This window comes from Catenibacterium mitsuokai, from assembly GCF_025148785.1.
GTDB classification, from domain to species: Bacteria; Bacillota_I; Bacilli_A; order Erysipelotrichales; family Coprobacillaceae; genus Catenibacterium; species Catenibacterium mitsuoka.
The window spans coordinates 1,454,855-1,481,443 of sequence record NZ_CP102271.1; the positions used below are offsets into that span (position 1 = coordinate 1,454,855).

The 26,589-nt window shown below is 34.4% G+C and carries 25 protein-coding genes and 2 pseudogenes; 1 reads left to right on the forward strand and 26 read right to left on the reverse strand.

Going from position 1 to position 26,589, the window contains the following annotated elements; genetic code table 11:
* Positions 1 to 20: 20 nt before the first annotated feature.
* From NQ499_RS07435 to NQ499_RS07490, 12 genes are all read right to left on the reverse strand, one after another.
* Positions 21 to 338, reverse strand: a complete 318-nt coding sequence (locus tag NQ499_RS07435) for a thioredoxin family protein (RefSeq protein WP_006506684.1) — start codon at positions 336 to 338, stop codon at positions 21 to 23.
* A complete protein-coding gene (gene trmB, locus NQ499_RS07440) occupies positions 331 to 984 on the reverse strand; it encodes a tRNA (guanosine(46)-N7)-methyltransferase TrmB (RefSeq protein ID WP_006506685.1) in 654 nt (217 codons plus the stop codon). Before trmB ends, NQ499_RS07435 begins: the two co-directional genes overlap by 8 nt.
* A 36-nt stretch (positions 985 to 1,020) precedes the next feature.
* Positions 1,021 to 1,716: a pseudouridine synthase gene (locus tag NQ499_RS07445; protein WP_006506686.1), complete on the reverse strand. Its 696-nt coding sequence runs from the start codon at positions 1,714 to 1,716 to the stop codon at positions 1,021 to 1,023.
* A complete protein-coding gene (locus NQ499_RS07450) occupies positions 1,706 to 2,197 on the reverse strand; it encodes a hypothetical protein (RefSeq protein ID WP_006506687.1) in 492 nt (163 codons plus the stop codon). The genes NQ499_RS07445 and NQ499_RS07450 overlap by 11 nt, the downstream gene beginning before the upstream one ends.
* A 90-nt stretch (positions 2,198 to 2,287) precedes the next feature.
* Entirely contained in the window at positions 2,288 to 3,166 is an 879-nt protein-coding gene (locus NQ499_RS07455) for an aldose 1-epimerase family protein (protein WP_006506688.1), read from the reverse strand.
* A gap of 2 nt (positions 3,167 to 3,168) precedes the next feature.
* Positions 3,169 to 4,308: an N-acetylglucosamine-6-phosphate deacetylase gene (gene nagA, locus NQ499_RS07460; protein ID WP_040390141.1), complete on the reverse strand. Its 1,140-nt coding sequence runs from the start codon at positions 4,306 to 4,308 to the stop codon at positions 3,169 to 3,171.
* Positions 4,309 to 4,430: 122 nt separating this feature from the next.
* A complete protein-coding gene (gene rbfA, locus NQ499_RS07465) occupies positions 4,431 to 4,760 on the reverse strand; it encodes a 30S ribosome-binding factor RbfA (RefSeq protein ID WP_006506690.1) in 330 nt (109 codons plus the stop codon).
* 3 nt (positions 4,761 to 4,763) lie between these two features.
* On the reverse strand, positions 4,764 to 6,608 hold the full coding sequence (gene infB, locus NQ499_RS07470; protein WP_006506691.1) for a translation initiation factor IF-2: 1,845 nt from the start codon (positions 6,606 to 6,608) through the stop codon (positions 4,764 to 4,766).
* A 3-nt stretch (positions 6,609 to 6,611) separates the two neighbouring features.
* Positions 6,612 to 6,914 carry a L7Ae/L30e/S12e/Gadd45 family ribosomal protein gene (locus tag NQ499_RS07475; protein ID WP_006506692.1) on the reverse strand — a complete coding sequence of 101 codons (303 nt, stop codon included), beginning with the start codon at positions 6,912 to 6,914 and terminating at the stop codon, positions 6,612 to 6,614.
* A complete protein-coding gene (rnpM, locus tag NQ499_RS07480; protein ID WP_006506693.1) occupies positions 6,904 to 7,158 on the reverse strand; it encodes an RNase P modulator RnpM in 255 nt (84 codons plus the stop codon). Before rnpM ends, NQ499_RS07475 begins: the two co-directional genes overlap by 11 nt.
* 12 nt (positions 7,159 to 7,170) lie before the next feature.
* On the reverse strand, positions 7,171 to 8,478 hold the full coding sequence (nusA, locus tag NQ499_RS07485; protein ID WP_006506694.1) for a transcription termination factor NusA: 1,308 nt from the start codon (positions 8,476 to 8,478) through the stop codon (positions 7,171 to 7,173).
* Positions 8,479 to 8,490: 12 nt separating this feature from the next.
* A complete protein-coding gene (locus NQ499_RS07490; protein WP_006506695.1) occupies positions 8,491 to 8,952 on the reverse strand; it encodes a ribosome maturation factor RimP in 462 nt (153 codons plus the stop codon).
* 296 nt (positions 8,953 to 9,248) lie between these two features.
* Between NQ499_RS07490 and NQ499_RS13755 the strand changes: the two are divergent.
* A pseudogene (locus tag NQ499_RS13755) lies at positions 9,249 to 10,520 on the forward strand (transposase).
* A gap of 318 nt (positions 10,521 to 10,838) precedes the next feature.
* On the opposite strand, the gene NQ499_RS07505 reads toward NQ499_RS13755, so the two are convergent.
* The 14 genes and pseudogenes from NQ499_RS07505 to NQ499_RS13690 all read right to left on the reverse strand — a co-directional run.
* Entirely contained in the window at positions 10,839 to 15,173 is a 4,335-nt protein-coding gene (locus NQ499_RS07505) for a PolC-type DNA polymerase III (protein WP_006504328.1), read from the reverse strand.
* 33 nt (positions 15,174 to 15,206) lie between these two features.
* Positions 15,207 to 16,298, reverse strand: coding sequence for a M50 family metallopeptidase (locus tag NQ499_RS07510; protein ID WP_259848470.1), 1,092 nt, complete (start codon positions 16,296 to 16,298; stop codon positions 15,207 to 15,209).
* Position 16,299: 1 nt separating this feature from the next.
* A complete protein-coding gene (locus NQ499_RS07515; RefSeq protein ID WP_006504331.1) occupies positions 16,300 to 17,448 on the reverse strand; it encodes a 1-deoxy-D-xylulose-5-phosphate reductoisomerase in 1,149 nt (382 codons plus the stop codon).
* A gap of 15 nt (positions 17,449 to 17,463) precedes the next feature.
* On the reverse strand, positions 17,464 to 18,237 hold the full coding sequence (locus tag NQ499_RS07520) for a phosphatidate cytidylyltransferase (protein ID WP_006504332.1): 774 nt from the start codon (positions 18,235 to 18,237) through the stop codon (positions 17,464 to 17,466).
* The gene (locus NQ499_RS07525) at positions 18,234 to 18,977 is read right to left on the reverse strand and encodes an isoprenyl transferase (RefSeq protein WP_006504333.1); all 744 of its coding nucleotides are present in this window, start codon (positions 18,975 to 18,977) and stop codon (positions 18,234 to 18,236) included. The genes NQ499_RS07520 and NQ499_RS07525 overlap by 4 nt, the downstream gene beginning before the upstream one ends.
* Positions 18,978 to 19,070: 93 nt before the next feature.
* A complete protein-coding gene (gene frr / locus NQ499_RS07530; RefSeq protein ID WP_006504334.1) occupies positions 19,071 to 19,616 on the reverse strand; it encodes a ribosome recycling factor in 546 nt (181 codons plus the stop codon).
* A 2-nt stretch (positions 19,617 to 19,618) separates the two neighbouring features.
* A complete protein-coding gene (gene pyrH, locus NQ499_RS07535; protein WP_006504335.1) occupies positions 19,619 to 20,335 on the reverse strand; it encodes a UMP kinase in 717 nt (238 codons plus the stop codon).
* Between the two features lie 135 nt (positions 20,336 to 20,470).
* Entirely contained in the window at positions 20,471 to 21,802 is a 1,332-nt protein-coding gene (locus tag NQ499_RS07540; RefSeq protein WP_006504336.1) for a uracil-xanthine permease family protein, read from the reverse strand.
* Between the two features lie 134 nt (positions 21,803 to 21,936).
* Entirely contained in the window at positions 21,937 to 22,833 is an 897-nt protein-coding gene (tsf, locus tag NQ499_RS07545) for a translation elongation factor Ts (RefSeq protein WP_040389534.1), read from the reverse strand.
* A 58-nt stretch (positions 22,834 to 22,891) separates the two neighbouring features.
* A complete protein-coding gene (gene rpsB / locus NQ499_RS07550; RefSeq protein WP_006504338.1) occupies positions 22,892 to 23,731 on the reverse strand; it encodes a 30S ribosomal protein S2 in 840 nt (279 codons plus the stop codon).
* A 165-nt stretch (positions 23,732 to 23,896) separates the two neighbouring features.
* Positions 23,897 to 24,436: a rod shape-determining protein MreD gene (locus tag NQ499_RS07555; RefSeq protein WP_006504339.1), complete on the reverse strand. Its 540-nt coding sequence runs from the start codon at positions 24,434 to 24,436 to the stop codon at positions 23,897 to 23,899.
* A gap of 1 nt (position 24,437) precedes the next feature.
* The gene (gene mreC, locus NQ499_RS07560; protein ID WP_259848811.1) at positions 24,438 to 25,289 is read right to left on the reverse strand and encodes a rod shape-determining protein MreC; all 852 of its coding nucleotides are present in this window, start codon (positions 25,287 to 25,289) and stop codon (positions 24,438 to 24,440) included.
* 60 nt (positions 25,290 to 25,349) lie between these two features.
* Entirely contained in the window at positions 25,350 to 26,030 is a 681-nt protein-coding gene (gene radC / locus NQ499_RS07565; RefSeq protein ID WP_006504341.1) for a RadC family protein, read from the reverse strand.
* 237 nt (positions 26,031 to 26,267) lie between these two features.
* Positions 26,268 to 26,537 (reverse strand): annotated as a pseudogene (locus NQ499_RS13690) (transposase); the annotation flags it as partial.
* Positions 26,538 to 26,589 lie beyond the last annotated feature (52 nt).

Sequence of the window (26,589 nt, forward strand, 5' to 3'; positions counted from 1 at the left end):
TTCAACCCACACTTTCTTTTTTAAATTGAATCAATAAAAGACTGAACTTCCTCCTCTGTCTTTCTTAATTTCGATACAAATCGTCCTAATTCCTCACCCTTGTCATATGCAACAAAAGAAGGAATGCCTAAGATTTTTAATTCAATACATAAATCAAGCATATCATCACGATTTATATAATAGAATCGAAATGCTGAATTGTTTTCAACAATATGTTCTATATAGGTTTTCATATAAAGACAATCAGGACACCAATCTGTAGAAAATACGATAATACTTCTATTTTGGATAGCTTCTTCAAATTCCTTTAAAGAATGCAGTTTGATGAGTTTATCCATTCATTTCTCCAAAATCAATATCAATTCTATAGATTGGCCCAAATGGTGAGAATTTCTTTTCATACTCAGTCATCACGTTGTCTTCATATCCTTCACTATGATGAAGATCTAAACATACATCATGAAAACAAACACCATAATTATTCATAGAAACAAGTGAATATTCAAAGAACGGACGATTATCTGTCTTAAAGATTAAATGTCCTTTTTCCTTAAGAATATTCTTATAGACATCAAGGAATGAAGCATAAGTTAATCTTCTCTTTGAATGTCTCTTTTTAGGCCAAGGATCACTGAAATTCAAATAAACTGTATCAATTTCATTTTCCGCAAACACTTCACCAAGTACGGCAGCATCTTCCTTCATAAAACGGAGATTTGGCAAAGCCTCCATTTCAAGATATTTCTTAACTGCAATAGTTAAAACTGTAGAATATTTTTCAATACCAATATAGTTGATATCTGGATTTCGTCTCGCATTTTCGATAATGAAATCACCTTTCCCCATTCCAATTTCAATTGCAATAGGATTGTTATTTCCAAACACCTCGTGCCACTTACCTAAGTGATCACGTGGATTAATAAAAACTAAATCTGCCTGCTCTTCTAAAAAAGGCATGGCATCAGGATTATTTCTTAATCTCATAAAACCTCCACATCAATGTTATTATATCATAAAACGTTATAGTATGCTATTAATTTCCTCATCTGTAAGTGGTCTGTAATGACCTAGTTTTAAGTTCTCATCTAATTTCAATTCACCCATGCTAATACGTTTCAAATAGACAACTTCTTTACCGCATGCCTGAAACATTCTTTTAACCTGATGAAACTTACCTTCATAAATAGTAACTTCACACTCACTTATTTCATCACTCTTGATGATTTTTAAATAGGATGGCATACATGTAAAATCTTCTAAAGGAATACCTTTAGTAAATGCATTAATATCTCCTATTCCAAGTCTGCCTTTGACCTTGACATAATAAGTCTTAGGGACATGTGTTCTAGGAGAAAGAAGACGATGTGCCAGCTGTCCATCATTAGTAATTAATAACAGACCTTCAGTGTCTACATCTAATCTTCCTACTGGAAACAATCCCGGATGATATTCTTTAATCAAATCAATAACTGTAGGATAAACATTATCTTCTGTCGCACTTACATAGCCATCCGGCTTATTAAGCATATAATAAACATACTTAGAATAATTGATTTTTTCATCACCCACATAGATTTCATCCTTTTCAGGATCTACATGTGCACCTGATGATCTTATTTTTTTACCATTTGAAGTAACCAAACCATCTTTTAAAAGCTGCTTAACATCTTTTCTTGACCCATATCCACAATGAGCTAGTAATTTATCAATTCTCATTTTTCACCTCAAAACAATAACTATATGACTCACCAGACTGAGATTTTTTTGTATCAAATTCGACTAAAACTTTTAGCGTTTCTTTTTTCCTCACTCTTCCTGATAAAGTAATACCTTTATAAATATTCTTCTTTTTATCAACAATTCCAGGAATCATAGAATATGTTTCCTTATCAAAATAGCCAATAGTCGGCTGATAATCATCTAAACATGATGGACTATATGAAATAGCTTTAATATTATACATTTTCTGTTTTGGCTCATCTATAAGCATTTCATAGCGATAGCCTTCATCAATTTCTGTATAATACAATTTTATATTCATTTTATCAGAACAATTATCAATTTTCTTAGTTTTTTTGGTATACAACAAATCTTCTTTGTATTTTTTTAATACATCATCTGAAATATCAGAATCTTTTGTCTTTGTTCCACATGCTGTCATAAACAAACATAGTATAACCAATAACAACTTTTTCATTGCAATACCTCCTATCGTTAAAAAATTATAACATTCTCATCTATATTCCGTAAACAATAAATAAAAAAAAGAAGGCAATTTTTTGCCTTCTTACTGGAATATTTCAACTGCAAATTCGCAAGTGAATTTTTCATCCTTCTTTAATTCTACAGCACTTTCTTTATCCTTGAATTCTCCATCAAAATCAACATAATCTGTATGTCCAACCCATGGTTCAATTGCAAGTAAGCCACCTACATGAGAACTTGTCCATAATCCTAAATGGTCAAATCCCTTCATATAGAAATTCAAGCTCTTATTATTTGTAAGAGATTTTAGAGATACATAATGAGATTTAAAATGAGGGACAACAACAGCATCATTATTAAACATTGCTTGACGTACAAAGAAATGACGTTCATGATCAAATAATGGTCTTGTTTCATGAGACATACCTTTTCTTGCTACATCAATTACTTTCTGTTCCACTGTTTCTGGCTGTTCAAATTCAATGTAATAATCATTTGCATCCTCACCTTCAATAAACGGACATGCAAAAGCTGGATGTCCACCAATCTGGAAATAGATAACTTCTTCATTATGGTTCTCTACTCTAAATTCCGCTTTAAGCTTATTATCTACTAAAGTATAAGTCACATATAAATCAAACTCATAAGGATACATCTTCTTAATTTCATCACTAGAAGATAAATGGAAAACAACATGTGTTTCATCATGTTCATAAACTTCATATTCTGTGTTTCTAGAGAAGCCATGCTGATTCATATGATATTCTTTACCATCAATACGACAAGTTCCATTCTTTAACGCTCCAACAATTGGAAATAGAACAGGTGCACTATGTCCCCATAAACAAGGATCCTGCTTCCACATATAGTTGATGCCATCTTGCATGCCTATAATTTTTGAAATTTCAGCTCCTTTAGGGTCAAACTGTGCTTCTAAATATTCATTTTTAATTGTAACCATAACTATCCTCCAATTTTAGTTTCACCATTTAAGATAACTCTATGAATATTGATATCATCATCAATAAAGATCATATCAGCAACGCATCCTTCTTTAATACGTCCATAATCATTAAGTCCTAAATGATCTGCTGCATTCTTTGTTGCATATCCTACAGCTTCATATAATGGTAAATCAAGATGTTTATATGCATTTCTTACACACTGATTTAAATTTGCTGTAGAACCAGCAAGATTTCCTGACTTTAAGCGTGCTTGACCATCTTTTACATATACTTTCTGATTACCTAATTCATAAGTTCCATCTGGAAGCATTGCAGCTTCTAATGAATCAGTAACAAGAATCAATTTATCTGCACCCTTCATTTTTGAAAGAATTTTAGCAGCTGGGAATGAAACATGAATACCATCAAGAATTAATTCAGCATATACTTCATCATGAAGCATAACAGCACCGACAACCCCTGGCTCTCTATGTTTTAATGGAGTCATCGCATTATATGTATGTGTTCCTGAAGTGGCCCCAGCTTCAATAGCTTTTACTGCTTCTTCATAAGTCGCATCAGTATGTCCCATAGAAACAACAACATTCTGCTCTCTTAAATATTTAATCAAATCAAGAGCGCCATCAATTTCAGGTGCTAAAGAAATCTTTTTAATAAAATCAGGATGTTCACCTGCAAAAGATAAATAATTTTCTACTGTAGGAGCAATCATACACTCTTCTGGCTGTGCGCCTTTATATTTCACACTAAAGAAAGGACCTTCTAGGTGCATACCTAAAATTTTAGCACCTTCTACCTTATCCTTATTATCATATCCTGCCGCAATAGCCTTTTTGATATCCTCTGCTGGCATAGTCATAGTTGTAGGCAGGAAGCTTGTAACACCTGTCTTAAGTTCTGAAACAGAAATATTGTTTAAATCCTTGAAAGTAGCATACATTGTATCACTACCATTACGTCCATGAGTATGAACATCAATCATACCCGGTGCTACGTATAAACCTTCTGCATCAATCACATTTTCATCAGTAGGTGTACGATCACTTACCTCCGTAATCTTTCCGTCTTCAAAAAATACATTTAATTCTTTTATAGAATTTTCTAAAATCACTTTACCATTTATAATTACGTTTTTCATATAGAAATCCTCCTTCACATATTATAGCACAGTTTTATCATATATTGAAATTATACAGATTTTTATGAGTATATATTATTATATTTCAGTATAAAAAAAGAACCTCTTAAAGAGGCTCAATCTTAGTGTAAATTCTTGATCAATTCTTCAATACGATTACCATATTCAAGAGATTCATCTACCTTGAAAATAAGTTCAGGACATTTTCTGATTTTTAATCTTCTTGCAAGCTGTGAACGAATAAAACCTTTACATCTATCTAATGCCTGTAAACCTTTACCCTGGTTCTTCATGAATGTCACATAAACCTTAGCCACTGACATATCATTAGAGCAGCTTACTGAAGTGACAGTACACATACGTAAAGCTGGATCTTTTACTTCATCACGAAGAATTAATGATAATTCCTTCATGATATAATGATTCATTTTATCAATTTTTAATGAAGCCATAAATTAACCTTCAACTTCCTGCATAACGTATCCTTCGACAATATCGCCTTCTTTGATATCGTTATAGTTTTCAATTGTAAGACCACATTCATAGCCCTGATTAACTTCCTTCGCATCATCCTTGAAACGCTTTAATGAAGCAAGTTTACCTTCATATACAATAATACCTTCACGAATCAATCTGATACCACAATCTCTCTTAATAGAACCATCTGTTACATAACATCCAGCAATATTACCAACCTTAGAAACCTTATAAATATGTCTAATTTCTGCCTGGCCAGTAACAACTTCTTCCATCTCAGGAGCAAGCATACCTTTCATAGCTGCTTCAATTTCTTCAACCATCTTATAGATAACCTGATGTAAACGAATTTCTACACCTTCTTCATCTGCTTTACGACGAACATTAGCATCTGGTCTAACATTGAAACCATAAATAATAGCCTTTGATGCACTAGCTAGAAGGATATCTGATTCAGAAATAGCACCAACAGTAGAACGGATAACATTTACTCTAGCACCTTCTACATCAATCTTTTCTAATGAACTCTTAACTGCTTCTGCAGTACCATTTACGTCAGCCTTAACAATAATATTTAAGTCAACAACTTCACCAGATTTCATCTGAGAGAATAAATCATCAAGACTCATAGCTGAAGTAGAATTTCTTTCTTCTTCAATCTTCTTCTGAGCACGTTCTTCACCAACATGTCTTGCTTCTCTTTCAGTTTCAAATACCATGAACTTGTCACCTGCTTCAGGCACATCATTTAAACCAGTAATTTCTACTGGAGTAGCAGGACCTGCCGCTTTGATTTCACGTCCACGATCATCAACTAACTGTCTAACACGACCATAAGTTGCACCAACTACAATTGGGTTACCACTTCTTAAAGTACCATTCTGAATTAATAAAGTCGCAACTGGACCTCTACCTTTATCTAGACGACCTTCAATAACACTACCATAAGCCATACGCTTTGGATTTGCTTTTAATTCAGCAAGTTCAGCTACAACTGTAACAGTTTCTAATAATTCATCAATACCAGTACCCTGTTTAGCTGAAATATTAACGTAAGGAACATCTCCACCCCATTCTTCAGGCATTAATCCAAGTTCAGAAACTTCTGTCATAATACGCTGAGGGTCAGCACCTGGTTTATCAATCTTGTTAACAGCAACAATAATAGGAACACCAGCTGCAAGAGCATGGTCCACTGCTTCTCTAGTCTGAGGCATCACACCATCATCTGCAGCAACTACAATAATAACAATATCAGTAATCATTGCACCACGTGCACGCATAGCAGTAAACGCTTCATGGCCTGGAGTATCAAGGAAAGTAATCTTCTTACCCTTAACTGACACCTGGTAAGCACCGATATGCTGTGTAATACCACCAAATTCACCTTCAGCAACTCTTGACTTTCTAATGTGGTCAAGTAGTGTTGTTTTACCATGGTCAACGTGACCCATAATAGTGATAACTGGAGGTCTTGGCTCAAGATCCTTAGGATCATCAACAACTTCTAAATCTTCAAAATTAACTTCACTTACAGGAACAACCTTTTTACATTCAAGACCATATTCCATACAAATAAGTGCAACCTGTTCATCATCTAATGATGAATTGATTGTTACCATTGTACCTAACATGAATAAAACCTTGATAACATTTGCTGGTGTCTGTCCGATTTTCTGAGAAAGTTCATCAACAGTGATGCCTTCTTCATATTCAACTACACCATCAACAATGGCCTTTTCTTCTTTCTTGCTAGGAAAGTTTGAGATCATCTTCTTTTTGTTATTCCCCTTGTTTTTTATGTTTTTCTTCTTTTTTGCCATAAATTACCCTCCTAACTTCGATTTCATACTTTTCGCAAAACCAGCATCAAGGACCGCAATCGCCATTCTATTGACTTTACCAACAGAATTAGATAACTCTTCACTTGTGCCAGCAATATAATAATCTACTTGATAATATGTACACTTATCAATATATTTCTTCTTCGTATTGTCACTTGCATCACTCGCAATGAGGACAAGATGTGCTTTATCTGACTGAATAGACTTTAAAGCACTCTCGCCAGTTGCAAGTTTTCTTGCACGCATTGCAAGACCTAATAAAGAGGCAACCTGCTTATTGAGCATAAGTCTTTAGTTCCTCATAGATTTCTTCAGGGATCTCAGCCTCAAGCACTCTATTTAAAATCTTTTTCTTTTTTGCTAGTTCAATAGCATCTAAAGAACGCTTTAAATAAGCGCCACGGCCGTTTTTCTTACCTGTTGGATCTACAGAAACTTCTCCTTCTTTATTTCTAACAATACGAATAAGTTCTTTCTTAGGCAGCTGCTCACCAGTTGCCACACATTTTCTTAAAGGCACTTTCTTCATAAAAGTTCACCTCTAGTCTTTATAATATTCATCATACTGATCATAATCAATATCTTCATCATATTTAGGATCATGATCTGGTTCATCAAAATCATCGTCATCATCAAATGATTCATCATCACCTAAGTCTTCTTCTACCTTATCCTCTACTTTATCCTCATCAAGAGTTAAAGTAATAGTTTCTTTTTCTTCATCCGCTTCATGTTCTTCCATAGATTTCTTCATCTTTTCAAGAAGTTCCATATCTACTTCAGGCGCATCTAAATCAATACCCTCTTCTAAGATTTCAGATACTGACTTGATATCAATCTTCCAGTTAGTTAACTTAACTGCAAGTCTTGCGTTCTGACCACGCTTACCGATTGCTAAAGATAACTGATCATCAGGTACAACAACTAAAGCAGAGTTCTTCGCATGATTTAACTTTACTCTTTCAACCTTAGCTGGAGAAAGAGCATGTGAAATAAATGTAACTGGATCATCAGACCATTCAATAATATCAATCATTTCACCATTTAATTCTTCAACAACATTTCTGACACGATTTCCCTTAGGACCAACGCATGCACCAATAGGATCAATATCAGGATTTGCTGTATAAACCGCAATCTTAGAACGTTCACCTGCTTCTCTCGAAACTGATTTGATTTCTACAGTTCCTTCGAAAATTTCAGGTACTTCCATTTCAAATAAACGTTTAACTAATCCTTCATGAGTACGAGATACACTAATATGAGTACCCTTTGTAGTTCGTTCTACTTCACTCACATAAACCTTGACATGTTCACCTTCAACTAAAGTTTCACCAGGAATCTGATCTTTAGATGAAAGGAGTGCACCTGTCTTACCAATGTTGATAATCGCAAATCTTTCTTCTACACGATCAACAGTACCATTGATGATTTCATCAAGCTTATTGATATATTCGTTGTATAACGCTTCTTTTTCGGCTTCTCTGATTTTCTGTCTTAACAACTGTTTTGTCTGAATAGCAGCTAAACGACCAAATTCAGAAATATCCGCTTCTTCAACAACTTCATCTCCAACCTGATACTTAGGATCAATTTCCTGTGCTTCTTCAATAGAATATTCATAATCTTCATCATTTACATCATCTACAACATGATGAGTGATAAAAATTCTAATCTGTCCATCACCATCGATTCTACAATCAACGATTGATTCTGTACCACAATAGTTTTTCTTATATGACTTAGCAAGTGCTTCAGTCAATGCTTCAATTACAATAGCGCTATCAAGCCCTTTATCTTCGATAAGATTTTCAAGAGCTGATTTGTAACCTTTTTCCTTTTTCGCCACGTTTTTTACCTCCTAGAACTTTACAGCGAGTCTGATGAATTTAATATCATCATAATTTATAGTCATTTTCTTTCTTACAGCTTTTACCATATACTGGATCAATAATTCTTTGCCATCAATAGAGGCCAATGTTCCTTCTAGAGAATCAATTCCATTCTGTGGATTCTTCAAATCAATGTGAACATATGAGCCAACATGAGCTTCAACCTGCTCAAAAGTTTTTAATGGCTTTTCAATTCCTGGAGAAGATACTTCAAGATAATACTCGTCCTTGATCAAATCAAGTTCGTCTAACTTTTCACTTACAGCTTCACTGACTGCAACACAAGTATCCATGTCCAGATTTCCATCATTCTTTTCAATGAAAACACGTAAATACCATTCTCCTTTTTCCTTTACATATTCCATTGAATCAAGATGACATTCAAATGAAGCAATAATAGGCAATAAGCCTTCTTTAATTTTCTCTAGCATAGAACCTCCTATTCAATAAATAACGAGAGGGTCTCCCCTCTCGTCTTTTGCTAAATCGAGTATAGCACAGTTAAATGTATAAGTCAAATAATGTTGAAAAACACGTAAAAAATCTAAAGTGAAAAGTTAAATTCCACTTTAGGCGGGTCAAAGTTGCGTTTAGTCTTTCACATCTTTCCAGTTGATTTTACTCTTACAGTTGAATTTACTTTTACACCTTCAATAGTTGAATTTTCTCCTTCAGGTATATAATTACCGTGATGTCTGTTTCTCTATTTCATGAAAGGCTGATTATCATGGCTAAATCAAATAAGAATTTACATCTTACTCTTTCAGAAAGACAAATCATTGAGAGAGGGATAGAAAATGGTGCTACCAAGGCTTCTATCGCTGCAACTCTTGGGAAGGATAAATCAACTATAGGCAAAGAAATAAAGGCACATAGAAAACATTCACATTACTGCAGTTTTGATCCTGCATGTGCCAACAAGGACAGATGCAAGCATCATCATGTATGTAAGGATTGTGCTGATTTGGTAGTTTTTAAATGCAAGCGAAGAGACAGATCTCCCTATGCCTGCAACGGGTGTCCTAAATTCCAGCACTGTAGATTTGACAAGTTCACATATTCTGCAGATCTCGCCAATAAGGAATATATGGCTGATCTCATTGAATCAAGAGAAGGAATAAACATGACATACAGCGAACTTAAGGCTTTAGCTGATGTCATTGTCCCTCTTGTTAAGAAGGGTCATTCACCATATCGATCATCACTTCTCATCCTGAACTGAATATTTCTGAAAAGACATTATACAATTACATAGAATCTGGCGTATTTAGACAGTTCGGCCTGCTTGATATTGACTTAAGAGTCAAGACAAGAAGAATATCAAAGAAGGATTCTGTCAAATATAAAAAAGAGAAGACAGAAAGTTCCTGATAGGCCGCACCTATAAGGATTTCATCTCATATACTGACGATCATGACAACGTTAGTATTGTCGAGATGGATACCGTCTACAATGGGCAAAGCGGTCCTTCATGCAGACTTTTAAGTTCCTGTCTTACTCTTTCATGTTCATTATATACCATGAAGAGAAGACTGCAAAGGCTATGGTTGAAGGCGTAGCCCTTCTTGAATCAATATTAGGAAAAAACCTTTTTGTAAAGGAAGTGGAGGTCATCAAGACAGATAGAGGTACTGAATTCTCAGATGCAGATGGACTAGAAAAGGACAATGATGGCAGCATGAGGACTCATGTCTTTTACTGTGATCCTATGCAATCATGCCAGAAAGGAAGTCTTGAGAACAACCACAAAGAGATACGTTACATATGCCCTAAAGAAGCAGATCTCAAGGATCTCGGTTTTGATTCACAGGAGAAGGCTAACCTCATGGCATCCCACATCAATTCCCAGCCAAAGGAGAACCTAAAAGGAAAGTCACCGCTGGAGATGATGGAGTTCCTAAGTCCAGATTTATATAAGAAATTCATAGAATTTGGAATCAAGAAAATAGAAAATGATGAAATAATTTTAAAACCATATTTATTAAAAGAAGATAACTAAAATCATTCGGAGAATGTATGAAACATGAGATGCAGACTGACAATAGCACATGCAGTTAAAGTGGAATTTAGTCTTACACCCGAAAAAAATGAACGAAATTCCATAGCTTTATTGTGCCTTAAAATACAATGATTTCTGTGATTAAAGTCACACTTCTTATATACGTATGACTAATTTCCATTTCTAAAACAAAAAGAATATCAGACTTAATATCCGATATTCTTATGAAAACATTATCCTGAACGAGTAAATTCCACATTTGTTTCGTTCTGTTTTAAAGTGGAATTTAACTTTTCACTTTAGCAACACGTAAAAAAATTATAGATCAAAGATTGTTAACTGATCACTTTCAGAAAAACCATTTAAAACACCCATCTTCTGTAATGTCTCAATATGCGTTCCTGAAAGACGTGTTCTCTTTTTAATATCTTCAATAGAAGTGAAAGGTCTCTCTTTTCTTGCTTCTACAACTGAATCTCCTACTGCATCCCCTAGTCCATCAATAGATGTAAATGGAGGAATAATAGCAGTCGGATCATCAGGATTACAAATAAACTTTCTTGAATCAGATTGTTCAAGAGAAATCTTGCTGAACTTCAATCCTCTTTCAAACATTTCTAGTGCAACTTCAAAGACAGTAATCAAGCCTTCTTCTTTGTTAGATGCTTTATGTTCTGCCTTTAATTTCAAACATTCCTGATATTTATCAAAAACAGCTTCTTTTCCTGCAATCAATGTTTCGATATCATAGAAATCACATCGTGTTGTAAAATAAACAGCATAATATTCTCTTGGATAATACAATTTCCACCATGCCACACGTATGGCACTTAATACATAAGCAACGGCATGGGCTTTAGGGAACATGTACTTGATTTTCAAGCATGAATCAATATACCACTGTGGCACATTATGCTTCTTCATTAATTCAACATAACCCTTTTGAGGGAATACTTTTGGTGATTTTCCTTTACGTACACATTCCATGATATCAAAGGCATCCTTGTTAGGAAGTCCTTTTTCTATTAAATACACCATAATATCATCACGACATCCAATAACTTCTTGTAATGTACAAGTTCCAGACTTGATTAATGTTTCTGCATTACCTAGATAAACATCGGTTCCATGAGACAAGCCTGAAATGATGACAAGTTCATTAAAGCAAGTTGGGTGCGTCTGTTCAAGCATGCCACGAACAAACTTCGTACCAAACTCTGGTAATCCTAAGGCACCTGTCTTACAGTTAAGGAATGATAAATCACAGCCCAATGCTTTGGAACTATTAAATAAGCTCATAACCTTTTGATCATTTGTAGGAATAGACTTTGGATCTACACCTGTCATATCCTGAAGCATACGAATAACAGTTGGATCGACATGTCCCAAGATATCAAATTTTAATACGTTATCATGAATCTTATGGAAATCGAAGTGAGTTGTACGCCATTCCGCATTCACATCATCTGCTGGATACTGATAAGGTGTAAAGTCAAATACTTCCATATCATTTGGAATAACGATAATACCACCCGGATGCTGACCAGTTGTACGTTTAACACCTGTACATCCATTGGCTAATCTTTGTAACTCAGCACTACGAATATTATCTTCTAAACCTAAATTCTCCGCATATGCCTTGGCATATCCATAGGCTGTCTTTTCTGCAACAGTAGAGATAGTACCTGCTCTAAAGACATGGTCTTCACCAAAAATTGTCTTTGTATAGGCATGCGCCTTAGGCTGATACTCACCAGAGAAGTTTAAGTCAATATCTGGAACCTTATCGGCATTGAATCCTAAGAATGTTTCGAATGGAATGTTATGTCCTTCACCCTTCATCTTATGTCCACATACTGGGCAGTTCTTATCAGGTAAATCATAACCATCTGAAATAACACCTTCATCTAAGAATTCATTATGTTTACAATGTGGACAGATATAATGAGGCGCCAATGGATTAACTTCTGAAATTCCCGCCATAGTGGCAACGAATGATGACCCTACAGAACCTCGAGACCCTACAAGGTAACCTGCTTCATTAGATACTCTTACAAGTTCTGAAGCGATAAAATAAATAACGGCGAATCCGTGCTTGATGATATTGGACAACTCTTTTTCAAGTCTTGCTGACACAATTTCAGGTAAGACTTCACCATAAGTTGCATGTGCATTCTTATGACATAATTCTCTTAACTTCACATCTACATTCTCAATAGAAGGAGGATATAGTCCTTCTTTAGTGACAATAATATCGTCACCAATCATATCAGCAACCTTATTAGTATTCGTGACAACATATTCATATGTTTCTTCATCACTTAAATAAGGGAAGCATTCCAACATTTCATCTGTCGTTCTTAAGTAAACATCTGGTGTTAAAGCACGTGGATTATTTCTCACAAGAAGCGGATGAGGCTTACCATTAATCTGAATCTTGGAGTTAGTAATGAAGACTTCACGGTAGACCTTATCTCTCTTATCTAGAAAGTGAACATCACCTGTTGCACAGATAAGTTTCTTTTCTTCCTTCGCAATTTTGATAATACGCTTATATATTCTTTCTATATCATCAATGGATTCATATTTACCACGATCGACAAGATACATAGCATCTTCTAAAGGCTGTATTTCAATATAATCATAGAATTTAATTTCTTCTCTTAATTCTTCTTCATCTCTTGTAGAAGCTATTTCAAATACTTTTGAATTGACACAGCCACTACCAAAAAGAAGTCCCTCACGATAAAATTCAAGTTCACTTCTTGGAATACGATCACATTGATGGAAATACTTTGTATTCGCAATAGAAACAAGTCTAAACATGTTTTTTAATCCCTCTGGTGTCTTCGCAAGAACACACATATGATAAGGGAAAGCATGTTTATAGCTTTCTTCAATTTCTATATCATTGACTTCATCTATTGTTTTAAATCCCTTTTTAATCAAATCCTGAAGCATGACATTAAAAGAATGGCTTAATACTTCAGCATCATAGTCCGCACGATGGGCTGCTTCTGTATCATAAGGAATATGATAAAAACGACAGACAGCACCTAGTCGATAAGAACGCTGTAATGGAATCAAACGTCTAGAAAGAGGTAATGTATCAATCCAAGGATTACTAATAGGACTTTTTCCCATACGTTCCAAAGCTTTATCAAGCATACCAATATCAAAACGTCCATTATGTGCAATTAATAGATCATCTCCAAAGAACTCCATCAAACGAGGCATGAACTCTTCAATTGTAGGAGCATTTCTAATATCTTCATTAGTAATAGATGTTAGTTCTGTAATCTTCTTAGAAATAGGTTTAGGAGATTTAATAAATGTCTGTAATCTTCCTACCTCTAAACCATTCTTTATCTTAACAGCACCTATTTCAGTAATATAGTCATCAATCTGAGATAAACCTGTAGTTTCTAAGTCGAAAGAAACATAAGTCAAATCATTGAGCTTTAAACCATTTGCGTTGAATACACAATCAAAATGTGTATCAATCATATTCATTTCAATGCCATAGATCATCTTTAATTTATCTCCTGCAGCCGCCTGGGCATCAGGGAATGATTGTACATTACCATGATCAGTAACAGCAATAGCTTTCATACCCCATTCACTGGCTCTTTTTATATAAGAGCCAACACTTGCGATACCATCCATGGTAGACATATTAGAATGACAATGAAGTTCTACACGCTTCTTCTCTGCTTTATCCATGCGTGCTTTAGGAGCTGGAATAATTTCTATCTCAGTCGCAATAATAACCTGTTCTCGTGCAAAGCTATCATATTCAAAAGTACCTTTAGCACGAATCCATTTATCACCTTTTTTCAATTGCTGCATTTCTTCTAGTGTATTACGATTCTTATTTTCAAATCTCTTAATCATAATACTATCAGAATAGTCAGTCACAAGAAGTGTCTGGATGTGTTTACCGCTTTTCACCTGTGTTGTCTCTTCCTGGAAACAATACCCCTGTACAGTCACTTCACGCATGGTGTTATCTAACTGACTGATCTGAGTCATTACATATTCTTTCTTATAACGTTTATAGTTACCTGCTGGCTTAGAATATGAAGGTGCAGGTGCTTCATTCATTGCTTCATTGTATTTTTCTAAAGCACTTGAATCAATATGCACCCCTTTGTTTTCTTCCATCTTTGCAATCGTCTGCTGATAGTCATGATTGTCTTTATCTACCTCAGCTCTTAGATCAATATCAATACCAAATCCTGATAGTAAAGAACGCATTTCAGGAAGCTGTGTCTTAATTGAATCACATTGAATATGATTAACAGTATGCAAAGTTAAAACATCACCCTTTAAATCTAAATCTTCTTTAGTCATCCCCTGCATTTCTGGTACATTTCCTAGTAGTGAATGCATAATATACTCACTATATTCAATTACATCTTCCTTTTTAAAATGATTTAATGTTGTTTCAAATAGAAATTCACATGGATAAGGAAATAAGTGCTGGGCTTCTTTTAAAGCCTTCACATTACTAAGGGGCATTAATTCAGGTGAACTAATATAAAAGGTATAACGGCTATCATTATGGACTACAACTCTTGTAATATCAGCATGAGAAAAAGCCTGATTCATTTCTATATGTAATTGTTGTAATAAAATACTTAATTTGTTCATAAAATCACCTTTAAAAAAGGAACCGAAGTTCCTTTACTGGAATAATCGCAGCAGATCCTGATAAGTTACTGCAATCATGAGACCGAATACAAGTGCAAAACCAAGCACCTGCAATGCATATTTCACTTTCCCAGGAACTTCCCTATGAATAATACCTTCAATAAGTGAAAGAATGGCCTGATATCCATCTAAACCTGGAATAGGCAATAGATTTAAGATACCAATATTCACAGATAACATAGCCACTAGATAAAGAAGTGTCGTAATTGAACCAGATTCTCTCACTTGTGAAGTCACTTTATAAATACCAACTGGACCAGATAGCTGCTTAATAGTAGCTGCAAAGTTAACTACAAGCTGTCCAAGCGCACTGAAAATTGCAGTAGACATCTCACATAATTGTTTAGATGTATAACTTAATGCTTCAGTCACACTCATTCTTCGAGTTACCTGCATGAAGCCAAGCACATAGCGTCCTTGTTCTTCATTATAAGGTGTTACAGTTTTAATAACGATACTATCTCTACCTCGTCTAACAGTAATATCCAATGTCGCATTTTTAGATTCTATCTTTAATGCCTTCTTAGTCATATCATTATGAAGGTCTTCATAACTTGCCACTGCATAAGAAACACCTGTCTGTTTACATTCTATATTAGTGATGACATCACCTTTTTTAAAGCCATACTTCGTTGCAGAACCATTTTCTACAAGTGAACCTACTTCACAGTGATTTACGTTGATCTGTCCGCCTGTAAGGTTTGCAGATAACATGATAACAAGCGCAAGCATAAAGTTCATGAAGACACCTGCAAGCATAATAATAATCTTCTGATAAGTCTTCTTGCCCTTTAATGTACGATCTAATGGAAAATCCTTAAATTCTTCATTATCTTCTTGATCTGCTTCTCCTGCCATGGATACAAATCCACCTACTGGCAAAGCACGAATCTGAAATTCTGTTTCTTTTCCTTTTTTACCAAAAATTTTTGGACCCATCCCAATACTAAATGCACCACAATAAACCTTAAAGAATTTAGCTGTAATAAAGTGTCCTAATTCATGTATTACAATAATTCCTGTAAGAATAAGCAGGAATACGAGTATATCAATTAAAGTCTGCATCTTATAAACCTACCCTCTTTCTTACAAAAGCTCTTGCATCTGCATCTATCTTAATTAATTCATCAAGAGTTGGATTTTCTACAACATTATGTGCATTCATTGCATCTTCAATCAAATCTACAATTTCTAAGAACTTAATCTTTCCATCGCGGAATAACTGATTGGCTTCTTCATTGGCACCATTGAATACACAAGGCATACTTCCACCCGCTCTTCCTGCACGATAGGCAAGAGGTAATGCTTTAAATCTTTCAGTATCAGGTTTATAAAAATGAAGTGTTCCTATATCTGACAAAGAAAGTCTTTTACTATTCATTAAAGGTATTCTATGAGGATATGTCAGTGCATATTGAATAGGTAGACGCATATCTGGCGTACCTAACTGACCAATCACAGCTGTATCTGTACATTCAATCATAGAATGAACCACACTTTCAGGATGAATTAAAACTTCAATATCATCATAATCTACATCAAAAAGCCATTTCGCTTCCATGACTTCTAATCCTTTATTAACTAAAGTCGCACTATCAATGGTAATTTTAGCACCCATGCTCCAGTTAGGATGATTTAAAGCTTGTTCAACAGTCGCATCTTTCAGTTCATTTAAAGACTTATCTCTAAAACTTCCACCACTGCATGTTAAAAGAATTTTAGAAATCTCTCTTGGGTATTCTCCATGCATTGACTGGAAAATAGCACTATGTTCACTATCTACTGGTAATAATTGAATATTGTATTCTTTTGCAAGAGGAATAATAATATGACCTGCAACAACTAAAGTTTCTTTGTTAGCAAGTGCTATATCTTTACTCGCCTTAATTGCCTCAATAGTTGGTAATAGTCCAGCAAATCCAACAATCGCATTAAGAACGATTTCAGTTTCTTCTAATGTGCTGATTTGAATTAATCCTTCCTGTCCTAGATAGAAATGACGATCTGGATATTTTTCAGTTAGATAATCATAATCTGCCTGTTCTAGTACGCAGATATGTGCGACAGGAAGCTGACTCATGATTTCTTCTAATTTCTTGATATTATGACCCGCTGACATGGCCACAATCTTGAATTCATCTGGATGTCCCAATACAACATCTATTGTCTGTGTTCCAATAGAACCTGTAACACCAAGTACTGTAATATTTTTCATAAACTGCCTCCTAAATTAGAGTAATGTAAGTAGAAATCCTAGAATCATGGAGTTAAAGATAATTGAATCAAAACGATCCAATACCCCACCATGACCAGGGAAAATCTGAGAATAGTCTTTTACTTCGAAAGTTCTCTTGATAGAGCTGAATGTTAAATCGCCAATCTGTCCAGTTGTTGCAAGCACAAAGCTCATTAAAGCAAGATGAGTCAATGGGTAAGGAATATGTACAAAATAAGCATAAGCAAGAGCTAATAATCCACCACATACAATACCACCAATAGAACCCTCAATAGTTTTCTTAGGTGAAAGACGTGGATTTAATTTATGTTTACCAATCGCACGACCAACAAAATAAGCAAATGTATCAGCTCCAAGAGTTGCAAGTGCTAAGAAGATGACATATCTTAGATCAAGAGCTGTTCTAAAATAATAAATAGCATGAAGACCAAGGGCAACTAAAGTAGCACTTGTGAAATAATAGGAAATTCTTAAAAAAGGCATACCTGCATCAAAAATTCCACAAGTTAATAATACAACCATATAGATTACAATAAACATATTAGAAACAAGTAATCCTTTTGAAAAGAATAATGATCCTAAAATATAAGCACCTAATACAATATATAAATAAAAATGAGGTTTAGGTTCTTTTGTAATAGATAGTAATTCATATGTGGCCATTACTCCAATAAAAGCCATGAGAATTTTAAAAGGTATACCACTTACAATAACGCATGGTAAAAAAAGTGCAACTAAAACAATCGCTGTTATGATTCTTTGTTTCATTTTTTTACGCCTCCATAACGACGATCTCTGTTCTGATACTTCCAGATGCATTCATGTAATTTTTCCGCATTAAAATCAGGCCAGTATGCTTCATCAAAAATAAATTCAGCATAACTAAGCTGCCATAATAAGAAGTTAGATAAACGACACTCACCACTTGAACGAATCATTAAATCAACAGGTGGTAATTCTTTAGTCATTAGATGTGACTCAAAATAATCTTCTGTAATATTATCCAGGCTCACTTTTCCTTCTTTATATTCTTCGCAAATTGCTTTCGTAGCTTCAACAATTTCATCACGACCACCATAGATGAATGCAAAGACAAGTTTTAATCCTGTATTATCTTTAGTCTTTGTGATTGCATCATTAATAATATCCTGCGTTTCCTTTGGAGCTAGTTCTAAATGACCTATTGTCATAATACGAACATTATTATCCATTAATTCCTGAAAATAAAGAGAGAAGAATTCTTTAGGCAACTTAAAGATATAATCTACTTCACTCTGTTCTCTCTTGAAGTTTTCAGTCGAAAAAGCATAAACAGTCATGGCTTTTACACCTAAGTTATTCGCTTCTAAAGCAAGATTTCTTATTGTTTTAGTTCCTTCATGATGGCCATATGTTCTAGGCATTTTTCTCTTTTTAGCCCATCTTCCATTTCCATCCATAATAAATGCGATATGTGCCGGGATGCGATCCATATCTAATGTATATTTTTCTTTTCTTTTAAAAAGCATTATAATCACCTCATAAACCGTATTATAGCATAGTGCACTACATTTTCAAACAATCAAAAAAGGAGGACTTTATGAATCCTCCTTTAAATGGCATTAAACTGTCATTAAATCCTTTTCCTTTTCTTTAGCAATCTGGTCAATCTTCTTAACAAATTCATTTGTTAAATCCTGAACATCTTCCTTACCTGCTTTTACTTCATCTTCAGTTTCGCCAGTTTTTTCAACATCAGTATTTGCATTTCTTCTGATATTTCTTAAAGCAACCTTAGCTTCTTCAGCAAGTTTATTCACCTGCTTAACCATTTCTTTTCTTCTTTCTTCAGTTAGAGGTGGAATAACGATACGAATTACAGTTCCATCGTTCTGTGGAGTTAAACCTAAATCAGCCTGATAAATACCATGTTCAATATCCTTCATAGAATTCTTATCATAAGGCTTGATTACTAACTGACGACCTTCTACAACTGAGATACCTGCTACCTGATTTAAAGGAGTTGGTGAACCATAATATTCAACCATAACTCTATCAAGCATGCTTGGGTTAGCACGTCCAGTTCTAATATTAACTAATTCATTAGAGAAAGCTTCTACAGATTTCTCCATCTTTTCTTTTGCTTCTTCAAGTACTAATTCTACCATTATTATTCTCCCTTTGAAATAATTGTGCCAGCTACTTCCTGTTTACATGCAAGCGCAATATTTCCTTCTTTCTGCATATTAAATACACTTAAATCAATGTTATTGTCTTTACATAAAGTAATAGCTGTCTGATCCATGATCTTTAAATCTTTATTAAGAACATCTAAATAAGTTAACTTGTCAAACTTAACAGCATTTGGATCTAACTTAGGGTCAGCTGAATAAACACCATCTACACCATTCTTAGCCATCAAGATAACATCTGCATGAATTTCAGCAGCTCTTAATGCAGCTGTAGTATCAGTTGTGAAATATGGGCTACCAGTTCCAGCTGAGAAAATAACAATACGACCTTTTTCAAGATGACGTACAGCTCTTCTTCTGATATATGGTTCAGCAACTTCCTTCATATCAATTGCAGTCATAACACGTGTTTCAAGACCAATTGATTCTAAAGCATTCTGTAATGCAAGACCATTCATAACAGTTGCAAGCATACCCATGTAATCAGCGCTTGCTCTTTCCATACCCATATCAGCACCAGTCTTACCTCTCCAGATATTACCGCCACCACAAACAATCGCAATTTCAACACCAAGATCTTTTGCATCCTTGATCTGTTCTGCGATATCTTTAACTACAATAGGATTAATGCCAAAGCCCTGATCACCAGCCAAAGCTTCACCACTTATTTTTAATAAAACTCTTTTATAATTCATATGGATCTCCTTCTGTAAAATCTACAAATTAATTATAAATAGAATTAAGTTTATAGTCAACAGTGAACTAATGAGACAAAAAATACTCTTTAAGAAAAAAACTTCCTGTTCAAATGTTCAGGAAGTCATTTATATCTATGAATTACTATTCTTTGGTAAGATTAAATTTAATATAATTGCAGTAATAGTCGCAAGTACAACTGGAGATTTACCAAAGATAGTTGTAACCCAAGATGGGAATGTAGCAAGTGCTGCATTCGCTTGAGTAACACCCATACCTAAAGCAACAGCTAACCCAACAACTGTTGTGTTTCTGAAATCCATAGGATGAGATGCAATAAGTTTAATACCTGTCATTGCAATAGAAGCGAATACAGATACAGTCGCACCACCAAGTACACAATAAGGGATTGTAGTTAGAAGTGATGAGAACTTAGGAATAAGGCCAGCAATTAAAATAATACCTGCAGCAAGTCCAAATACCTTCTTAGAAACAACTTTTGTAGAACCAACGATACCAACGTTCTGACTATAAGTAGCAGTTGGTAACCCACCAAATAAAGCACAGAAGATATTAGTTAAACCATAAGCAACAATACCACCATTTAATTCTTCATCTGTAGGCATACGGTCCATACCACCTGTAGTAGTCGCAGAGAAATCACCAATAGCCTGAATAGAGTTAATAGCGAATAATACTCCTATAGCAATACAGGCTGCTGGATTAAATTTAACACCAAAATGCATAAATTGTGGTAAAGCAAACCAAGATGCATTTGCAACAGCTGAGAAATCCACCATATGAAAGCATAAAGCAATAATATAGCCAACAATAATACCAATTAAGATAGATGCAAGTTTGAAAATTCCCTTACCATAATGGTTCAAGAAAGTAACAACAGCTAATGTTATAAACGCAATAAGCCAGTTCTGCCAAGAACCATAAGACTTAGAAGCCGCACCACCAGCCATATAATTAATAGCTGTAGGATACAATGATAACCCGATTGAGAATACAACTGTACCAGTAATAAGTGGTGGGAAGAACTTTCTAATCTTTTTTACAAATATACCTACAATAACCGCAACAATACCACCAGCAATCTGTGCACCTAAGATAGTGGCAATATCAAATTCACCAGCAATAGCCTGCATAGTAGGCAAATAAGCAAAACTAATTCCCATAATAACAGGTAAACCTGATCCAATAGAAAACTTCTTTCCTCTTAATAGTGGAAAAACCTGAAATAATGTAGAGATTGCAGACATAGTTAATGCAGCCTGAATCAGAATAACTGAATCACTTGCTGAAAGTCCAGCAACTCCTGAAATAATAATAGCAGGTGCAACACATCCGACAACCATTGCCACAACGTGCTGAAGTGCTAAAGGTAAAGCTTGTGATGTAGAAGGCTTTCCATCAATTTTGAAAAGTTCTTCAGACATACTAGTTTGATCTTTACTCATATTTCCTCCTCGTTTGTATACAAAAAATACAATTCAGATAATAACACGTAAATCTCTAATATGCAATGGATTTATCATTATAATAAAATAGTAAAAAAAAGAAGTACATATTGTACTTCTTCTAAAACTCATAATTATTTTTTAGCAGCAGCCATCTGAGCAGCTACTTCAGCGGCGAAGTCTTCTTCTTTGTGTTCCATACCTTCACCAACCATGAATCTAGCCATTTCAACAATCTTACCGTTTCCTAAGAACTGAGCAACTGTTAAATCAGGGTTCTTAACGAATTCCTGGTCAACTAAGCAGATAGCTTTTAATTCTTTATTTAAACGTCCAGCGATCATCTTTTCTACGATGTTTTCTGGTTTAGGTTTAGCTGACTTAGCATTTTCTTCTAAAGCCTGTTTCTTTAATACTTCAGTTTCCTTAGCAATATGTTCTGCTGGGATAGCTGATCTATCAATGAACTGAGGAGCACTTGCAGCTACATGCATAGCAACATCTCTAGCCTTTTCTTCATCGCTATCAGCAATTTTAACTAAAGCAGTAATCTTACCACCCATATGAGAGTAAGCACCGAATACTTCGTTATCAGCCTTAGTCATAACAACAAATCTTCTTAAAGATAATTTTTCACCAATCTTACCTGATTTTTCAGCAATTGCAGTAGCAAGGTCTTTACCATCTAATTCAATCTTTAAAGCTGCATCTAAATCAGCTGGTTCATTTGTAACGATAGTCTTTGCAACATTGTTTACTAATTCCTGGAATTCAGCATTCTTAGCTACGAAGTCAGTTTCTGAGTTAACTTCTACTAAAGCTGCCTTATTACCATCAATTACAAATGCAGATAAACCTTCAGCTGCAATTCTATCAGCCTTCTTAGCTGCCTTTGCGATACCTTTTTCTCTTAACCAGTCAAAAGCTTCTTCGATGTTACCGTTAGTTGCATCTAAAGCCTTTTTACAGTCCATCATACCTGCACCAGTTTTTTCACGTAATTCTTTTACTAATTTTGCACTAATTGCCATTTGTTTTTCCTCCGTATTTTTATTAAAAAGGAGAAAGCATAATGCTTTCTCCTTTTGATTATGCTTCAGTCTTGTCAGTTCTTGGAGCTTTATTTCTTCTAGGACCGTTCTTATATCTTGGTCCTCTGTTGTTTTTATTTTCTTCAACGCTTGCAACAGCATCGTTCATTGTTACTTCTTTTTCTTCTTCGTCTTTAACGAATGCTACAGTAGTAGGTTCACCCTTAGCTTCGCAGATAGCATCAGCCATAGCAGCAACGATTAACTTAACAGCTCTGATTGCATCATCGTTTGCAGGGATAACATGATCTACTTCATCAGGATCACAGTTAGTATCAACGATACCAAATACTGGGATACCTAAAATCTTAGCTTCAGCTACAGCATTGTGTTCAACCTTTGGATCAACAACGAATAAAGCGTTTGGTAACTTCTTCATTTCTTTGATACCGCCAAGGTTTCTTTCTAACTTAGCCTTTTCTTTCATAAGAAGAACTGCTTCTTTCTTAGTATACTGTTCTAAGCTTCCGTCTTCTTCCATCTTTTCAAGTTCAATAAGTCTCTTGATTCTCTTCTGGATAGTCTTGAAGTTTGTTAAAGTTCCACCTAACCATCTAGAATTTACGAAATAAGAACCTGATCTTTCAGCTTCAGTCTGAACAGCTTCCTGAGCCTGCTTCTTAGTACCAACAAATAAAACCTTACCGCCCTTTTCAGCGATTTCTTTCATTGCCTGATAAGCTTCATCTAATTTGTCTGAAGACTTCTTTAAGTCAATGATATAGATTCCATTTCTTGATGTAAAGATGTATGGAGCCATTTTTGGGTTCCATCTCTTTGTCTGATGTCCAAAATGAACACCAACTTCTAATAATTTTTTCATTGAAATTACTGGCATGTGTAATTTCCTCCTTTTTGTTTTTTCCTCCACTATTTCTAACATAGCTCACCTATTAGGCACTCGAACCATGAATCCATAGTGTGTGTATTTCAAACACCATGACATATTACCATAAAATTTAATGAAATACAATAAAAAAAGAGAAGAAATTGAATTCTTCTCTTAAATATCTTTCAAGTCAAAATCATTTGGTTCAATATGGATATCAAATTGTTTATATACAAGATATACTATTGGCGCAAATATGAGATTCATAACTAATGTAGGAATAAATCTCATTGTTGTAAACTGAATGATACCAATATAAGTTGAACGCGAAATAAGCATCAACCAATATATTACAAATTCCTTAAACGTAATGATAAGACCTGCATATACTACTGATTCAAAGCATGTAATGTTGTCATTTCTATAAATATATGTTCTTACAAAAGTAATAGCACAATAAATAAGAATATAGACCATTAATGAATTTGAGTAACATACACTATAATAAAGACCGCATGCTGCTCCAAAGAAAAATCTTTCAGATTTATCATGAATCGTAACAGTTAATAATGAAAACATCAACAGCCCAATACAGGGAACAAATGTAAAACCAGAACGATTGATATTAGTTGGAATAAAGAAATTAATCACACTATCAATCAAATAACATACAAACATAATCAGGAAATTCTTGATGATCTGATTATTCTTCATATTAATTAACCCTCTGCACAACTGCTACATAGTTTAATGTATCATAGTTAACAGATGGCTTAACAGTAACATATTTACCACTCGCATCATTGCCAGCATTAAATCCTACCACTTTGCCTACTAAGATACCTCTAGGAGACTTTCCTTTTCCTCCCAACCCACTAGTAGTTACATTTAATCCCTTTTGAATCTTATCCACTGTAGATAATAAAGAGATTTTATAAGTTCCAGATTTTACATTATAGCCATTTAATAAACCATAATAGGTATTATTGCCATCCACAATCATCACTGGAAGCTGAACACTGTTATTTTCTGAACAAAGCAATGTCACAGTAGAAGAAATAGTGCCTACTTTAGTAACTGTTCCAATCATTCCTTTAGACGTAATAACAGCCATGCCTTTCTTGATCTTAGAATTAGTTCCCATATCAATCTTCACTTGGTTACTCCATGATTCAGCATCTCTTTCAATAATTGTTGTATATTTTACTTTATAGTCAGTAGGTAAAGATTCAATATTTGTAATTTTCTTTATTTCTGACAATTCATTTGATAATACTTCATTCATCGCAAGCTCACTTGCATAATTGTCAAGTGAACGCTTTAATTTCTTATTTTCACGATAAACAAGTTTTAGATCATGATACTCAGCAAAGACATTCTTTACATATTTTACTGGTGCCTTAATAATATAATATTCAGCATTCGCAACTGTATCCTGAAATACACTTGAAAATGGTAGTTCAGTAATACCTGAAACAAGAGCATAAACAGATGTAATAATCAATACTATAGTAATGATAATCATTCTTCTTGTATGCTTGTTTTTCTTCTTTTTATACAATGACATCACCTCGGTGAATACATTATAATATCTCTTTTTGAAAAATGCAATCATAAGGAAAAACAGTTATAAGATTGAAGAATAGACCTTCTCTGCCTTAAAGCTATAATATTGATTTCTACCTATTATGATATGGTCTACAATATCCACATTCATCATCTTTCCTAAATCTACTAGCTTCTGTGTCATACTAATATCCTCACTTGACGGATGCGCATCACCTGATGGATGATTATGAACACAGATGATACTGACACCATTAAAAGCGAGAGCTTCTCTAAAAATTTCTCTTGCCGATACTATGGACATATTGACACTACCGATAAATAATGTTTTTTCAGCAATTAAACGATTATGATTATCTAAAATCATAATCAAAAAATGTTCCTGTGATAAATGAGACATCTTCGTTTCTAAGTGATAAAAGACTTTTGTAGGATTATCATACACTTCATTTATATTTGTATGAATATTAATTCTCTTAGAGAATTCTAATGCTGCCATAATTCCTATGGCCTTGGCTTTATTAATTCCTTTAAAAGATAATAATTTCGCAAACGTAATAGTATGAAACCCATTCATACCATGTATTTCTCTTAGTATTGTAGAAGATAAATCTAAAACCGACTGCTCTTTGTTGCCAGTTCTTAATAATAATGCAAGAAGTTCTTCATCGGTCAATGATTCTATACCATTCAAGAGTGCTTTTTCTCTAGGCTGAGAAGACTGTTCAAGTCCCTTGATCATAAATACCTGCCACTCAAAATATGATTAAATATACTCACATCGAGATAATGTAATTTCTCATGAACATTACTTACTATGTCATCACGTATACTTTGGATTGACCGAAATCATATCGACTCACAGGTTCTTGTATACTCCATAGTTGTAAATTTCCAAAATAGCCTTCGGTACATACCTACGTTTGCGTTTGTTTATGCAACTTCGTAAGTTTTAGCATCTCTCGGATGAGTAGCAGCATTAAAATCTCTGTTTTCGATATAACCATAGTAACATTTGAAAATTCTGCGAAGCAACTGCTATTGAAAGATGTTTGTTCTTCATCATTCCTGATACGTTTAAATCTTCAATCGTTATATAAGATGGCTTGGTTTTCACTATCTCTGCAATTATCTTATTGATGTAATCAGTACGGATATTGTCGATTTTATGATGAAGCTTCTGTATCTTAAGCCTTGATTTTGTATATTTCTTTTTTTGGGTGGACTCTCCTTTCTTTAGATTTTCATACTTTCGAGAAAGACTTCTCTGTTCTCAAATAAGCTTTTTTTCAAGTTTCTTT

Coding starts and splice junctions, on each gene's coding strand:
- tsf (WP_040389534.1), bottom strand. CDS start 22,833: ATGGCAATTAGTGCAAAATTAGTAAAAGAATTACGTGAAAAAACTGGT.
- NQ499_RS07445 (WP_006506686.1), bottom strand. CDS start 1,716: ATGAGAATTGATAAATTACTAGCTCATTGTGGATATGGGTCAAGAAAA.
- frr (WP_006504334.1), bottom strand. CDS start 19,616: ATGGTAGAATTAGTACTTGAAGAAGCAAAAGAAAAGATGGAGAAATCT.
- NQ499_RS07435 (WP_006506684.1), bottom strand. CDS start 338: ATGGATAAACTCATCAAACTGCATTCTTTAAAGGAATTTGAAGAAGCT.
- trmB (WP_006506685.1), bottom strand. CDS start 984: ATGAGATTAAGAAATAATCCTGATGCCATGCCTTTTTTAGAAGAGCAG.
- NQ499_RS07505 (WP_006504328.1), bottom strand. CDS start 15,173: ATGAACAAATTAAGTATTTTATTACAACAATTACATATAGAAATGAAT.
- radC (WP_006504341.1), bottom strand. CDS start 26,030: ATGATCAAGGGACTTGAACAGTCTTCTCAGCCTAGAGAAAAAGCACTC.
- NQ499_RS07475 (WP_006506692.1), bottom strand. CDS start 6,914: ATGCTCAATAAGCAGGTTGCCTCTTTATTAGGTCTTGCAATGCGTGCA.
- NQ499_RS07540 (WP_006504336.1), bottom strand. CDS start 21,802: ATGAGTAAAGATCAAACTAGTATGTCTGAAGAACTTTTCAAAATTGAT.
- NQ499_RS07450 (WP_006506687.1), bottom strand. CDS start 2,197: ATGAAAAAGTTGTTATTGGTTATACTATGTTTGTTTATGACAGCATGT.
- NQ499_RS07520 (WP_006504332.1), bottom strand. CDS start 18,237: ATGAAACAAAGAATCATAACAGCGATTGTTTTAGTTGCACTTTTTTTA.
- NQ499_RS07555 (WP_006504339.1), bottom strand. CDS start 24,436: ATGAAGAATAATCAGATCATCAAGAATTTCCTGATTATGTTTGTATGT.
- rpsB (WP_006504338.1), bottom strand. CDS start 23,731: ATGCCAGTAATTTCAATGAAAAAATTATTAGAAGTTGGTGTTCATTTT.
- NQ499_RS07490 (WP_006506695.1), bottom strand. CDS start 8,952: ATGCTAGAGAAAATTAAAGAAGGCTTATTGCCTATTATTGCTTCATTT.
- NQ499_RS07525 (WP_006504333.1), bottom strand. CDS start 18,977: ATGCTTTTTAAAAGAAAAGAAAAATATACATTAGATATGGATCGCATC.
- NQ499_RS07510 (WP_259848470.1), bottom strand. CDS start 16,298: ATGCAGACTTTAATTGATATACTCGTATTCCTGCTTATTCTTACAGGA.
- NQ499_RS07515 (WP_006504331.1), bottom strand. CDS start 17,448: ATGAAAAATATTACAGTACTTGGTGTTACAGGTTCTATTGGAACACAG.
- rnpM (WP_006506693.1), bottom strand. CDS start 7,158: ATGAAGAAAGTGCCTTTAAGAAAATGTGTGGCAACTGGTGAGCAGCTG.
- infB (WP_006506691.1), bottom strand. CDS start 6,608: ATGGCAAAAAAGAAGAAAAACATAAAAAACAAGGGGAATAACAAAAAG.
- rbfA (WP_006506690.1), bottom strand. CDS start 4,760: ATGGCTTCATTAAAAATTGATAAAATGAATCATTATATCATGAAGGAA.
- mreC (WP_259848811.1), bottom strand. CDS start 25,289: ATGTCATTGTATAAAAAGAAGAAAAACAAGCATACAAGAAGAATGATT.
- pyrH (WP_006504335.1), bottom strand. CDS start 20,335: ATGAATTATAAAAGAGTTTTATTAAAAATAAGTGGTGAAGCTTTGGCT.
- nagA (WP_040390141.1), bottom strand. CDS start 4,308: ATGAAAAACGTAATTATAAATGGTAAAGTGATTTTAGAAAATTCTATA.
- NQ499_RS07455 (WP_006506688.1), bottom strand. CDS start 3,166: ATGGTTACAATTAAAAATGAATATTTAGAAGCACAGTTTGACCCTAAA.